This is a genomic window from Streptomyces sp. NPDC029674 (assembly GCF_044903205.1).
Lineage (GTDB): Bacteria > Actinomycetota > Actinomycetes > Streptomycetales > Streptomycetaceae > Streptomyces.
On sequence record NZ_JBJDPY010000003.1, the window covers coordinates 24367 to 37222 of the forward strand.

A 12856-nucleotide genomic window follows, 5' to 3' on the forward strand; every position below is an offset into this window, starting at 1 on the left:
CTACAGGTCCTGGATGACGTTGTGGATGAAGTCACGGGACTTCGTGGGTGTGAGTGCTGTGGCTTCCATGCGGTCCAGCAGGACGCGGTACTTGCCGAGTTGGGCCTCGGCGTCCAGAAACATGGGGCCGTGCGACTGGTCGAGGTTGACCGTGTCCAACTGAGGCACCGGGCCCGCGGAGTAGTAGATGGACTGCCCGGAGCCGGGAAATGTTCCGGCGGCGAACGGAATGACGTGGAGGATGATGTGATCGCGTTCGCTCATGTCGACGAGGTGCTTGAGCTGGGCCCGGGTCACGGCAGGGCCACCGAATTGCATGCGTAGAGCGGCCTCGTGGACGACTGCCCTGAGGGGCGTCGGAGACTCTCGGAAGAGCACGGCCTGTCGCTTGATGCGGTACGAGATCCGATGCTCGATGTCCGGAGGCGACAGTTCCGGAACGTCCTGGCGGAAGATTTCGCGAGCGTAGTCCGTGGTCTGGAAGAGGCCGGGGATGTGCACGGTCACCGCGTTGCGCAGCGACGTGGCGTGGTGCTCGACCTCGGCCAGGTCCAGCAGTCCTGCGGGCAGGATCTCTCGGTAGTCCTCCCACCAGCCGCGCACGCGTTCACCGGTCATGCCGGACAGCGCGTCGATGAGTAGCTTGTCCGGGCAGTCGTAATGACAGGCCAGCGCACGCACTCGTGCGGAGCTCACGCCGAGTCGGCCGGCTTCCATGTTGCTGATCTGGTTCTGCTTGACGCCGAGCAGCTTCGCGGCCTCGGTCGAAGTCAGGCCAGCACGTTCGCGGAGCTTGCGGAGCTCACTGCCCAGCCGGAGTTGACGTCCCGTCGGATTGTTTCTCACGGGCGCGCTCGCCTCTCCTCTTGTCCCATCACTCACACGAGTGGTTGTGCAGGGCTTTGCAAGGTTTCGATTAACACCTTAACCGTCCGGCGCTACCTTGAGCGTGGCGCCAACGCCCCAGAAGAACCCCGCTCGACGGAGCGGCATCGTCACTGGGTCCCACCCCATAACCACCCACCCACACCGGAGACTTCCGTGAACGTGAACGCCACCGTATCGCCGCCCTGGGCCTACACCCTCCAACTTCCGCACGATCCCCGCGCCCCCGGAATCGCCCGCGCCACCCTCCGCGCGGTCCTCCAGACGTACGGACTCGGGGAGCTCACCCCCACCGCCGAGCTGCTCGCGGGGGAACTGCTCACCAACGCGCACTGTCACACCGAAGGGCCCTACGCCCTCCGGCTGCGGTCGTCCTCCCCGGAGGGGGTCCGCGTGGCGGTGTGGGACTCCGATCCGCGGATTCCGCCCGGGTTCGGCGAGACCGAGCGCTGCCAACCGCCCGGCACGGCGGAGAGCGGTCGGGGGCTGCACCTCGTGCGGGCCTGTGCGGACAGCTGGGGTGCGTACCCCGTAGGTACCGGACGGGCGGGCAAGTTGCTGTGGGCCGAGGTCACGCCCGGCTCCCCGTGGCGGCAGTCCGGGCCGTAGCCGCCGCTCGCTCAGAGATCTCCTTGCCGAATCGCGCCGAGCCGGCCCCGCTTGCTCATGTGCTGGTGGCGCTTCTCGATTCCGTCCCCGGCCGTGACAGGCGCCGTCGTGCGGACCTCGATCAGGAACCGGCCGCTCGGTCGGCGGGTGACCACGGGCGCCTCGGCCGGATCCCGGTCGGTGACCGAGGCGGCGTACGACTCGACGTACTTCCGTTGGCGCGGCGTCATCTCCGCGGGCAGCAACAACTCGGTGGGGTGGGCGAGATGCCGTAGCACCGTCCAGCCGTACCGCGCCTCCGGCGGTGCGAGTCGGCACCACGAACCGTCGGTGAATCGGATCTTGGCCTCGCCCCAGACCTCGCTGTACGTCATGCGCTCCACCTGCGCAATGCGCTGCCGGTCGATCTCCCAGAGCACTTCGTCCTTGCGCGGGTCGCGGTCGGGGAAGCCGACGATGGCGACGCGGCGGTCGGTGACGACGCAGTGTGTGTGGTAGCCGGCGGGGCGGCGCGCGGGGTCGAGTCGCCAGGGCAGGGTACGGGCGAGGGTGCCCGGGGCGCCCCACAGGACGGGAAAGTCGTCGACCTCGTTCTCGGGGTCGCGAGGGCGACCGGGCCCTTTGCTCCCGCCCGGCCCGGCGCCTCCCAGGTCACCCAGGATCGCCCCGAGGGCGATCACGACGGCGGCGACGAGGGCACCGAGCCCGAAGCGCCCGGCTTTGCGGGCGGCGCTCTTGGACGGCGGAGACGGGGCAGGGGTATAGGAGGGCCCTTCGGGCCAACCGGCTTGTACCGTCAGCTCGTTCTGGATGTCCTTGCGCTCGGCGTCGCGGAACCAGCGCATGCCGGACACAGCGGGCGCCGTACCGCTCGCGAACTCGATCGCGTCGCGGGCGAGGAGGGTCTCGCCGGGGCCGGGCTGCCATGGCGCCATGCGGGGGGTGCTCCTTCTCGATCTCGATTCGGCCGCGGAATGAACCGTTGAGCTACGCGACGTAGGGATCTCCCGGCTGCGGCACGGTGCGTTCGCCCGTCTCGGTCATCAAGTTGATGGACGTGTCGAAGAACCCTGCCGAGGACTTGGCAGGCGAGCGGACCTCCATCAAGACGGTGCCGCTCGGCAGCCTGGCGTACGTGGGCGGGTACGACTTCTTGCTCTTGCCCTTGCCCTTGTTCTCGGGCAGGCCGGCACAGAAACGGGCCGCCTCCTGCCGTTGCCCTGCGGTGAGCGCACTCGCCGGCAGCATGCGCACCGTTCCTTCGGCCATCTGGGCGAGGCGCTCCGCGCTGTTCCGGGCTCCGGTGAAGAGCCGTACCCAGGAGCGGTCCGAGAAGGTGATCCGGACATCCGCTTCGACGCTGCTGAACGTCATATGCCGGACTTCAGCGATGGCGTCGAAGGGCAACTCACCCAGCACATCAGAGTGTTCCGGCATGCCGACATCGGAACCGACGAACACCAGGCGGCGGTCGGTGACGACCAGATCCGTCGTCCAGTCCTTGGGCCGGCGTGCCGGGTCGAGCTGCCAGGGGAGGGTACGGGCAATGGTGCCGGGCGCGGCCCACATGACGGGGAAGTCATGAACCTCGTTCGCCGGATCCTCGGGTTCGCCGTCAGGTGCGCCGACGTTGTTCTCGTTGAGGATGAGGCTCGTGAACAAGGAGAGGGCGGAGGCGAGGGCGCGACCGGTGCGACGGGCTGCCTTGTCCGTGGTGGTGCGGAGTGCGTAGACAGGGCCGGACGGCCACCCCTCGTCCACCAGCTCACCTTGAATGTCGTTGCGCTCGGTGTCGCGGAACCATCGGTGGCCGGAGACGGCAGGGGCGGTACCGGTGGCGAAGGAGGCCGCGGAATGAGCGAGGACGCTCTCTCCGGGTTCGGTGAGCCAGTCCCAGTCCCAGTCGCAGTCCATCAGTGCGTCATCTCTCTGTGAGGGAAGCAGGTCCGTCCGGCCGGTCGCACTTTCAGGCGGACTGCGCTTCGTCGACGAGTTCAGGGAACTCGACCGATCCGACAATGCCCGCCATGGCGCTGCTGAACTCGTCCCACTGTTCCATTGAAGCCGTATCCAGCGTGAACACCGCCGTATAGGGACCGGTCGCGAACGGGATATGGACCTGGATCTGGCCCATCACCAGTTCCTCGTCCTCACCGCTCTTCGTGTAGTCGCTGTCGACGAGAAGCTTGCGGAAGGACATGGCCGATACCGCCGGCCCGCATGGCAGGTCGATCCAGGACACCTCCCGCATGGGGTCGGACTGGAGGGTCATCAGAATGCCGTGAGCGACCGTCTCCTGATCCGCTTCCATGGACTCGAAGACAGCCATCGTCAGTGAGCAGTGCGCGACACCGCCCTGGTCCTCGATGTCGTACAGCCCGATGCCGAAGAAGCAGACGCCCCCTGTCAGCATTTCGTCGGCCGCCGCGCTGTACAGAGCGCCCATCATGTCCCAAAGGGGCGGTCCGCCGTTGGGGTAGATGCTTTTGACCAACTGCTGCGCAGCGTGAGTACGTTCAGCGGGGTCCAGCGATACCTCGATGGTGTGCATGCCCTCGGGACAATGAAAGTTCATGGGCGGCAGGGTGGCTCCCGCCACGACGGTCGAGGGGAGGACTGCGGATGTACTCGCACTTGTGGAGCTGTCCATGCTGCGGTGCGCCCTCAGCTTCCGTAATCTCTGTTCGCGATGGTGTGGCCCTTGTATCCGGTCAGGCCCGTCTTGATGGCGGCGTCAAAGGCCCGGCCGCCCTGACTCATGGGGGCGATGAGCTCGTCACTCTTGACGAACGGCAACCTGGTTCCCAACGCGTTGATCGACTTGGTTCCGATCAGCTGTCCGCCACGAAAGTTCTGCAGCCCGCTTTCCACGGCCAGTCGGGTACGGCTGCCGCCTTCGGCGAGTTGCACCACGGGAGCCGGCTTGCCTTTCCCGAAGAGCTGGAGCAGCTTGCTGCCCTTCATCCCTGCCTGATAGCCGGAGCCGAGCTTTGTGGCGCGAGCTGCTGCACTCGCTCCCTTGGCGACCTTTGCCGTGCCAAGTAGCCCCTTTACGCCGGGAAGTACACCAAAGGCATCGAAGCCGATCTCGACCCAACTGACTTCTGCACCCGCCATTTTGGCGGTCAGGTGTGTGAGGAGCGCCGCGCCGCTCGTCACCATGGAAGCGGCTGCGAAGATCGCACCGATCGGCTCGAAAGGGGCGGTGATGATGGCCAGCACACCCAAGGCACTGCTGATCAGGCTCAGGGCATCGCCGATCATCCTGATCACCTCGGCGTGATCCTTGATCCACTCGCCTGCGGTCTTCCATGCGTCCGCGACGCCCTTGGTGAGCTTGTCCCAGAAACCCGGCTCGTCCGGCGCGATGTCGCCCGCCTTGTCGAGTTCCTTACTGATCGCCCCGGCGGCTTTGCTGTAGCGGTCCTCCAGGTCGTGGACGTCGCCGATGACTCCGTCGACGTCTCCCGACGCCTTGGCGGACTCCTTGCTGTTGGGCTTCGCCTCGGCGCGGGCGTCCAGCTTGTCGCCGGCCTTCTTCTCCAGGCGGTCGGCCTCGTCCTGGAATTCCTGGAGTTCACGCGCCCAGCGGTGCAGTGCGCGCGAAGCCTTGTCGAAGGATTGGTGGCTCTTGCGGATGAGCGGGGTGACGTCCTCACCTATGTACTCCGTGAAGGCGAGCGCGGCCTTGCCCTTCCAGGCGCCGCATTCGATCCGCTCCAGGTCCCGGACCGCGGTGCCGAGTTCCGATGCGAGTCCGCCCAGCTTCTTCGCGAGCTCACGGGTGTCCTCGACGTCGCCCGGCGTGGGGTCCCAGCCTATGTGGGGGAATGCGGGCCGTTTGGTTCCCACGTCAGTGGCCCCCGCCCCTCTTCTCCGCGGACTTCCTCTTCGCCGTCTTGAGTGATTCGGCGAGGGCCTGGTCCAGTTTGCTGAACTCCTCGTCGATCTTGTCGATCATCTTGACGGCACCCTGGGTGTGCTTGCCGAGCTGCTTGACGCCGTAGCCCCATTCGTCGGCGAATTCCTGGACGTCCTCGGCGAGTTTGCCCGTGCCGACGACCGAGCCGTCGGTGTTCTTCAGGGTGCGGCGGGCGGCATCCATCCGGTCACTGACCGAGGAGAACGTCTTCTTGAGACTTTCGAAGACCGTGCCGTCGAGACGGAGGTCGCTCATGGTGTCGTTCCAGCCTTCTGTGCGTGATCGTGGCGCGGTACGCGGTCAGCGGTTGACGGACTGGATCTCGCGTACGACGACGTGCTGCGTCGTGCCGAACTCGCCGGGGGGCAGGCCGCTGCCCTGGCCGTTCGTGCTCGTCCAGCTGACCTCCCAGGTGAGGGTGGCCTTCAGCTCGTACGAGCCGTCGCGCGAGGACCGCAGGTACCGCACGCCACATGGCGGGTCCGTGTCCGCCGGGGTGCCCTTGGCGCGGGGCGTGCCGATGCGGCCGTTCTCGATCGGGCACTCGCCGGAGGAGGGGTACGTCTCGGCGTCCGACGTGCCCGGGTCGATCTTCAGGGAGACCGGCTTGGCGGTCGTCGTCGCGGAGAGGCCCGTTCCGGGCAGGGTCGCGGTGACGGAGATCTTCTTGAACCTGGCCTTGTCCAGCCACGCCCAGGTCGGCAGGTTCACCTTCGTCTCGCCCTCGGGGGCCATCTTGACCTCGGTGTCGGGGACGGGGAGTTGGCCGTATGCGTACTCGGCGAGGATCCTGGGAGTGACCGCGAGGGGTTCCTTCGGGGTCTCGCCCTTCTCCACCCAGAACGGCAGCTCGTCGCAGGCCTTCGCCCCGGGTTCGTCCTTGCGGTCCTCGTCCACGGCCGCCGCCCAGAACTGCCCCTCGCCCTGCTTGTCGAGGTTGTAGTCCTTGTACGGCTTGCCCTCCTTGAAGTACGAGTCGAAGACGTCGCCCACCGTGTCACCGAGACCGAAGAACCCGATCTTCCGGATCGCCTTGACCGTGGACTCGATCTGCTTCGGGGTGTAGGCGGGCTCGTACCAGCAGGCAGGCGGGTCCCAGTTGCTGTTGGCGGGGGTCAGCGTGCCCGTCTTCGCGGACTGGGAGCTGCCTTCGACTCTCGTCTGGATCCTCGTCTGGATGCCGAGGTTCTTCCCGCTGCGGGTGCCCTTCGACTGCTGCTCGCCCGCGAAGGCTCCGCCGCCATCGGTATCGCCCCCGGCGGCATAGGCAGTACCAGGAAGCAGCGCCATAGCGACGGCGAGAGCAGGAGCGGCCCAGCGAGCGGACGACTTTGGCGCACTCACATGCACTTCTTGGTCGCCTCCTCCACGTACGTGACGGATTCCGTCTGCCAGACGCCCTTGGCGTTCTTCCGCACACGGGTGTTGTAGAAGCCGTAATCAGCTGCCGATTCTGGGATGGAGCGGTCGACCTTGCCGGTCTTGAGGTCCTTGGGGTACGTCTTGGTTCCGTCCTTGCAGTAGGACACCGCCGCGACACCGTCCTTGAGGAAGGTGACCTGACGGTCGTAGTACCGAATCGTTCCGATGAAGCTCGCGTTCTTCTTTCGGAACCCTTGGATGTAGTCCGCCGCCGACAGCAGGGCTTCGCCCGACCCGTAGAACTTCAGCGCCGGGTGATCGCCGGATTCGACGACGGTGGCCTCGATCAGGGCGTCGAGCCACCGCTCATTGTCCGCAAGCACCGCATCCTTCTTAGGATCACCGGTCTTGCCCCCCTCGAAGACGTTTTTCACGTCCTTGGGCAGCTTGATCTCCGGGCGGTCGATGCCGTCCTTCGAGGCCTTCGGGGACGGGGATTTGTCTCTCTGCGTGCCTGAGTCCGCTCCCGCGATCTTCTCGCTGTCCTTGGACCCTCCGTCGCCTCCTCCGCAGGCGGAGAGCGTCAGGGCCGCGGCCGTGGTCAGGGCGGCGGCTGCGAGCAGGGCGGGGCGGCGGTTCACGGTCGGCTCCTGAGGGGGGAGGGTTCGCTGGAGTGAACCAAGCTATCGATGGAGGGCTGGTCGGCTCCAATGGGAGGTTCGCCGAATGGTGTCCCATATGGGTTCATAACGGCTGGCGGTGATCCTTCTTTGATGTGCGGCGACTGTGCGGTGCCCCCTCTCGACGTCGTATGCGGCCTCTACACTGAGCGCCGGTGGACTACCGGCGGGTGAGGGGTGGTTGACGGTGCGTAAGACGTGGCTGGTCGCGTCCGTCGGGGTCGGCGGGGCCTTCGGCTTCACCGTGCTGCTCGTCGCCGGGACGTACCTGGCGGCCGGAGCTCCCGCGAGCGGAGTGGGGGGCGGGTCCGTCGGGCTCGCCAAGGGGGCCGTTCCCGCGACGTATCAGCCCCTCGTGCAGAAGTGGGGCAACCTCTGCAAGGCCATCAACCCCGCGCTGCTCGCCGCCCAGCTCTATCAGGAGAGCGGGTTCAATCCGCGCGCCAAGAGCCCGGCGAACGCCCACGGGATAGCGCAGTTCATCCCCGGCACCTGGGCCGCGCACGGGCTCGACGGGGACAAGGACGGGGACCGGGACGTCTGGGACCCCCAGGACGCCATCCCGTCCGCCGCCTCGTACGACTGCAAGCTCGCCGGGTACGTGAAGGACGCCCCGGGGGACCCGACCAAGAACATGCTCGCCGCGTACAACGCGGGGGCGTACGCCGTCATCAAGTACGGCGGCGTCCCGCCCTACCGCGAGACGCAGAACTACGTGAAGACCATCACCGACCTGTCGAAGAGCTTCGCCAGGCCCGTGGGGCGCGTGCAGCCCTCGCAGCAGGCCGCCGGCGCCATCTACTACGCCCAGAAGAAGCTCGGCACGCCCTACCTGTGGGGCGGCAACGGCACCGCCGACCAGGGCGGCCGCTTCGACTGCTCCGGCCTCACCCTCGCCGCCTACCGCTCCGTCGACATCACCCTGCCGCGCGTCGCCAACGACCAGTACAACGCGGGACCGCACCCCAAGAGGGACGAACTGCTCCCCGGCGACCTGGTCTTCTTCTCGGACGACCTGACCAATTCCCGCGCCATCCGGCACGTCGGGATCTACGTGGGCGGCGGGTACATGATCAACGCCCCGCGGCCCGGCGCCGTGATCCGGTTCGACCCGATCGACACCCCGGACTATTTTGGCGCGACCCGTGTCACCGAGGACGGGGCCGCGGCCGTGCCGGCCAAGCCGTCAGCGGTCTGAGGCGCGCACGCCCGGCCCGCGCGGGGGCGTGCGCTAGGTGTGACGTGGCTTGAACTCTCCGTTAAAACACTCCCCTGAGCTGCGGCGATGTGTCTCTCTTCGGTAACGTCTGAGTGATCTTTCGGTGGAGGGTGGAACGTAGAACGGGGGACCGGGCGTTCCCTTGACTGGACCGACAACGGGGGTTGATGGGAAGGGCGCACAGAAAGGTGCGCCCGTGGGCTGAGAGACAAGGGGCCACAGCGCCATGGCTGGACTCGATGAATCCGGGTCGAACCCCGATGTCAGCCTGCTCTACGACATCAACGGCCTCGCGAAGGACTCCCCGTCCTGGTTCGACACCGCCATGACATTCGTCGGGGAGTACGGCCTTCTCCTGGCCCTCGTGCTCCTCGTGGTGTGGTGCTGGTGGGGCCAGCGCAAGCGCGGCACCCTCGACGAGGCCGCGTCGTCCGTCGCCGCCGTCGTCTGGGCGCCGCTCGCCGCCGGCATCGCCGTCCTCGTCAACATCCCCATCCGGAGCTTCGTCGAGCGGCCGCGTCCGTTCCGCGACCACCGCGGCATCGAGCTCCTTGTCGACGGCAAGAACGACTACTCGTTCGTCAGCGACCACGCGACGCTCGCCATGGCCGTCGGCGCCGGGCTCTTCGTCGCCAACCGGAAGGTCGGGCTCGTCGGCCTCGGCCTCGCCGCCCTGGAGGGCTTCTGCCGCGTCTTCATGGGCGTGCACTACCCGACCGACGTCGTCGGCGGCTTCGCGCTCGGCACCGCCGTCGCCCTGCTCCTCTCGCCGCTCGCCATGGCGCTCCTCACGCCGCTCACCAAGGTGATCGGGCGGTCGACCGGGCGCGCGGGTCGGCTGGTGTGGGACCGGAAAGCCGGTCCCGTCGCGGCGCCGCTGAGCGGGACCGCCTCGCCGTCGGGCGCGGCGGCCGACCCGGACGAGCGGGACCTCGCGGCGTAGCGGGTACGCCCACGTGTGCGGCCCTTGACTGGTGCGTAGCTCAGTCGTACGTCCGATCAGTCCTCGTCCGTGTCCCCCGGAGCCCTGCGGCGCCGCAGCAGCCAGACCCCCACGCCCGCCGCCGCCCCGACTACGGCCGCGGACGCCAACGCCAGCGGTCCCGACTCGGGGTGCTCCGCCTCGGCCATGAGCGGGATCGTGACCGGGGCCGTGGCCGGCGCCTCGTGCGCGACGGCGGGGCCCGTCAGGACGAGGGCGACAGCCGCGGCCGTCGTCGCCGTGACGGTGGCTATTCGAGGAGTGCTGCGCGGTGGGGTCATTCCCCCAGCGCAGCGCCGTCCGGCGCGACGGGCCACCTGGGGGCCTCTTCGTACGGCCGAACGGGTTGCACCCCCACCCCCCGGGCGCCCCGCTACAGCGCCTGCGGAAAGTCGAAGAACCGCTCCGGGTCGTACTGCTTCTTCAGCTTCTTCAGACGCGGCGCCGCGTCCCCGTAGTACGCCTCGCGCCAGTTCGTCAGCGTCGAGTCCGTGTAGTTCTGGTACGCCGCCCCCGACGCGTACCGGCCCATCGCCCCGTGCGCCTTTTTCAGCCATGACCGGGCGGCCGTGCCGGACGTGCCGGCGCGCCACGACGCGATGTACTGCGCCAGCATCCGCGAGCGGCGGTGCACGAAGGCCGTCGCCGTCGGGTCGACGCGGTTGACCGCGCCGCCGAGGGCGGTGAGGGCGATGCTGCCCGCGCTCGCGCCCGTCACGTTCTCGATCTGGGAGAGCAGCGTGCGGATGCCCGCCGCCGACAGAGAGCGGTCGAAGAAGTCGGAACTCGCCGCGTACGTCTCGCGGTTGAGGGCGCCCTGCGGGCTGCGGCCCGGCGTCGCGCCGGGCAGGTGGCACTGGGCGTCCGACGCGAAGGACGAGCAGCCCGCGTACACCTCCATCGCCTCGTCGTACGTACGCCGCTTGAGCGAGACGCTGCGCGCGGGGGCACCGATCTTGTCGGCGAGGCGGTCGACGGCGTTCTGCAGCTCGCCGTACGTCCCGAGGGAGAAGCAGGAGACGGAGACGGTCGGGGTGCCGCCCGGCGTGTTCGCCAGGTGGGCGGAGGACCAGATCTCGTCCGGCTGGTCGGGGCCCCACGCCTGCCAGGCCTTGATGACCGCTGCCGCCTTCGACCAGGGCCAGGTCATGTACGCGGAGACGCCCTGGGGCGCGGCGTGCGTGCGGAAGCCGAGCTCGGTGACGATGCCGAAGTTGCCGTTGCCCGCGCCGCGCAGCGCCCAGAACAGGTCCTTGTGTTCGGACTTGGAGACCGTGAGCTCCTTGCCGTCCGCCGTCACGATCTTGGCGGAGGTGAGGCTGTCGCAGGTCAGGCCGTACGCCCTGGAGACCACGCCGTGGCCGCCGCCGAGCGTGAGACCCGATATGCCGACGGTCGGACAGGAGCCCGCCGGTATGGTGACGCCCTTCGCGGCGAGCGAGCGGTAGACGTCGATGAGTTTGGCGCCGCCGCCGATGGTGGCCGTGCCGCCGCTCGCCCGTATCCTGCTCAGCTTCGACACGTCGATGATCAGCCGTCCGTTGCCGGAGGACCAACCCGCGTACGAATGGCCGCCGTTGCGGATCGCGACGGGGGTGCGGTGCGCGCGGGCGTACGCGAGGGCGGTACGGATGTCGTCCGGGTGCGCGACGTACGCCACCGCGGTGGGCTTCAGATTGTCGTAGCGCGTGTTGTACAGCTGGCGGGCCGCCGCCCACTTGGCCTCACCGGGCTGGACGAGGGTGCCGTCCAGGTCGCGGGCGAGGGCCTTGAGGGTGGCGGGGGCGGCGGCCGCGGCGCTGGAGGTCCTGATGGGAGTACCGCTGGAGCTGCTGCCGGTACTGCCGGTACTGCCGCTACTGCCGCTCCGCGACGCCGTGCCGCCCGCGCCATCTCCCGAGCCGCCGCTGCAGCCCGCCACCGTGGCCGCCGCCAGCGTGGCCGCCGTTGTGCCGATGAACGTACGTCGTTCCATGACGCCTCCCGTCGCTTCCCGGAGAACGAGACGGTCTGCGGGACAACGGGGTTCCGTACGGCCGGATCACGGGCTCATGGCGTCGCCTCGTGTTCGGCACCGTCCGTGCGGGCCTTGCTGCGCGCCCGGCGGGCCGGGCCGCGCCAGCCGCAGGTGCAGTGGGCGGCGACGAAGCGGCCCTTTTCGACCATGGTCGTGCGGTGGACTGCGGGGGCTTGCTGATCGGCCACGTGGTCACGGTACCGACCTCGCGTGACGCCCGCGTGACGGGTCAACGTACTGGTCGTTATGGGAACGACGGGGGAACGGTCAGGCGCGGGAAACGCTTGGGGGTACACAGGCGATGGTGCTTCGGCACAGGCGCACGGGCGGAGCGGCCGCCGTGGTCGCCGCGATGGGACTGATGGCCGTCACCTCCGGGTGTTCGAATCCCGGCGCCGCCGCCGACGGCAGCGGTGCCGGCGATCCGGTCGACGTGGTGCGGCGGTCCGCCGACTCACTGGTCCGGGCGGGCAGTTCCAAGGCGAACACGTCCATGGAGATGGCCAGCGGCGGTACGCGCGTCACCATCCGCGGCAAGGGCGTCTACGACTTCCGGCGGCAGCTCGGCCGGTTCGAGGTGGTGCTGCCGCCCGATCCCGCGGGAGCCGACGAGCACCGGCCCATCACCGAGCTGATGACCGCGGGCGCGCTCTACATGAAGAACCGCGGGGCCGGGGTGCCCGCCGACAAGTGGGTGCGGATCGAGACAGGTTCGCTCTCCGACGGCAACCTCGTCACCGGCGGCGCCACGGACCCCCTCGCGGCGGCGGAACTGCTGCGCGGGGCGCACAAGGTGGGGTTCGTGGGGCAGGAGCGGGTCGGGGGGACCGAGGTGCGGCACTACCGCGGCGTCGCGGATCTGCGCGCGGCGGCCGAGGCCGCCTCCGCAGGTCAGCGCGGTGCGCTGGGCGTCGCGGCGGCGAAAGGGTTCAGCAAGGCGGGCGTGCCCTTCGACGTCTATCTCGACGACCGCGGGCGGGTGCGCAAGCTGCGCCAGCGGTTCACCGTGGCCGAGGCGAACGTGGCATCGACCACACTGCTCTACGACTTCGGGGTGCCCGTGAAGGTGCGGCTTCCGGCCGAGAAGGACATCTTCGCCGGGAAGATTGCCGGGCAGTAGTCGCGTACGGCTGGTGGAAATGGTCCGTCCGTGCCATGCGCGGTGCGTGGACCGCTCCCT

Annotated in this window: 15 protein-coding genes; 4 read left to right on the forward strand and 11 right to left on the reverse strand. The window is 68.6% G+C overall.

All coding sequences use genetic code 11. The features are described 5' to 3' along the window. Positions 1–846, reverse strand: a complete 846-nt coding sequence (locus ACI2L3_RS07455) for a helix-turn-helix domain-containing protein (RefSeq protein WP_404751371.1) — start codon at positions 844–846, stop codon at positions 1–3. Positions 847–1047: 201 nt separating this feature from the next. Here ACI2L3_RS07455 and ACI2L3_RS07460 point away from each other — a divergent pair, with 201 nt between their 5' ends. Then, positions 1048–1494 (forward strand): ATP-binding protein, encoded by a 447-nt coding sequence (locus ACI2L3_RS07460; protein WP_404751372.1) that lies wholly within the window; start codon positions 1048–1050, stop codon positions 1492–1494. Between the two features lie 11 nt (positions 1495–1505). Here ACI2L3_RS07460 and ACI2L3_RS07465 read toward each other — a convergent pair whose 3' ends face one another. The 7 genes from ACI2L3_RS07465 to ACI2L3_RS07495 form a co-directional block, all read right to left on the reverse strand. Next, a complete protein-coding gene (locus ACI2L3_RS07465; RefSeq protein ID WP_404751373.1) occupies positions 1506–2429 on the reverse strand; it encodes a hypothetical protein in 924 nt (307 codons plus the stop codon). A 52-nt stretch (positions 2430–2481) separates the two neighbouring features. Then, on the reverse strand, positions 2482–3408 hold the full coding sequence (locus ACI2L3_RS07470) for a hypothetical protein (RefSeq protein WP_404751374.1): 927 nt from the start codon (positions 3406–3408) through the stop codon (positions 2482–2484). Between the two features lie 52 nt (positions 3409–3460). Continuing rightward, positions 3461–4045 carry a hypothetical protein gene (locus tag ACI2L3_RS07475; protein WP_404751375.1) on the reverse strand — a complete coding sequence of 195 codons (585 nt, stop codon included), beginning with the start codon at positions 4043–4045 and terminating at the stop codon, positions 3461–3463. A 113-nt stretch (positions 4046–4158) separates the two neighbouring features. After that, positions 4159–5346: an enoyl-CoA hydratase/isomerase family protein gene (locus tag ACI2L3_RS07480; RefSeq protein ID WP_404751376.1), complete on the reverse strand. Its 1188-nt coding sequence runs from the start codon at positions 5344–5346 to the stop codon at positions 4159–4161. 1 nt (position 5347) lies between these two features. Continuing rightward, complete coding sequence (locus ACI2L3_RS07485; RefSeq protein ID WP_404751377.1) at positions 5348–5671, reverse strand: hypothetical protein; 324 nt, start codon at positions 5669–5671, stop codon at positions 5348–5350. A 45-nt stretch (positions 5672–5716) separates the two neighbouring features. Further along, complete coding sequence (locus ACI2L3_RS07490; RefSeq protein WP_404751378.1) at positions 5717–6706, reverse strand: hypothetical protein; 990 nt, start codon at positions 6704–6706, stop codon at positions 5717–5719. Positions 6707–6756: 50 nt separating this feature from the next. Beyond that, the gene (locus ACI2L3_RS07495) at positions 6757–7419 is read right to left on the reverse strand and encodes a hypothetical protein (RefSeq protein ID WP_404751379.1); all 663 of its coding nucleotides are present in this window, start codon (positions 7417–7419) and stop codon (positions 6757–6759) included. A 226-nt stretch (positions 7420–7645) separates the two neighbouring features. Between ACI2L3_RS07495 and ACI2L3_RS07500 the strand changes: the two genes are divergently transcribed. Together ACI2L3_RS07500 and ACI2L3_RS07505 are read left to right on the forward strand one after the other, a co-directional pair. Next, positions 7646–8656 carry an NlpC/P60 family protein gene (locus tag ACI2L3_RS07500; RefSeq protein WP_404751380.1) on the forward strand — a complete coding sequence of 337 codons (1011 nt, stop codon included), beginning with the start codon at positions 7646–7648 and terminating at the stop codon, positions 8654–8656. A gap of 247 nt (positions 8657–8903) precedes the next feature. Then, positions 8904–9620: a phosphatase PAP2 family protein gene (locus ACI2L3_RS07505; RefSeq protein WP_404751381.1), complete on the forward strand. Its 717-nt coding sequence runs from the start codon at positions 8904–8906 to the stop codon at positions 9618–9620. Between the two features lie 56 nt (positions 9621–9676). Here the strand turns inward: ACI2L3_RS07505 and ACI2L3_RS07510 are convergent, their stop codons facing one another. The 3 genes from ACI2L3_RS07510 to ACI2L3_RS07520 all read right to left on the reverse strand — a co-directional run bounded on the left by ACI2L3_RS07510 (position 9677) and on the right by ACI2L3_RS07520 (position 11864). Beyond that, positions 9677–9940, reverse strand: coding sequence for a hypothetical protein (locus ACI2L3_RS07510; RefSeq protein WP_404751382.1), 264 nt, complete (start codon positions 9938–9940; stop codon positions 9677–9679). Between the two features lie 92 nt (positions 9941–10032). Then, positions 10033–11634 (reverse strand): FAD-binding oxidoreductase, encoded by a 1602-nt coding sequence (locus ACI2L3_RS07515; RefSeq protein ID WP_404751383.1) that lies wholly within the window; start codon positions 11632–11634, stop codon positions 10033–10035. Positions 11635–11708: 74 nt separating this feature from the next. Continuing rightward, on the reverse strand, positions 11709–11864 hold the full coding sequence (locus ACI2L3_RS07520) for a hypothetical protein (protein WP_404751944.1): 156 nt from the start codon (positions 11862–11864) through the stop codon (positions 11709–11711). 113 nt (positions 11865–11977) lie between these two features. On the opposite strand from ACI2L3_RS07520, the gene ACI2L3_RS07525 reads away from it, so the two are divergent. Continuing rightward, positions 11978–12796 carry a hypothetical protein gene (locus ACI2L3_RS07525; protein WP_404751384.1) on the forward strand — a complete coding sequence of 273 codons (819 nt, stop codon included), beginning with the start codon at positions 11978–11980 and terminating at the stop codon, positions 12794–12796. Positions 12797–12856: the final 60 nt, after the last annotated feature.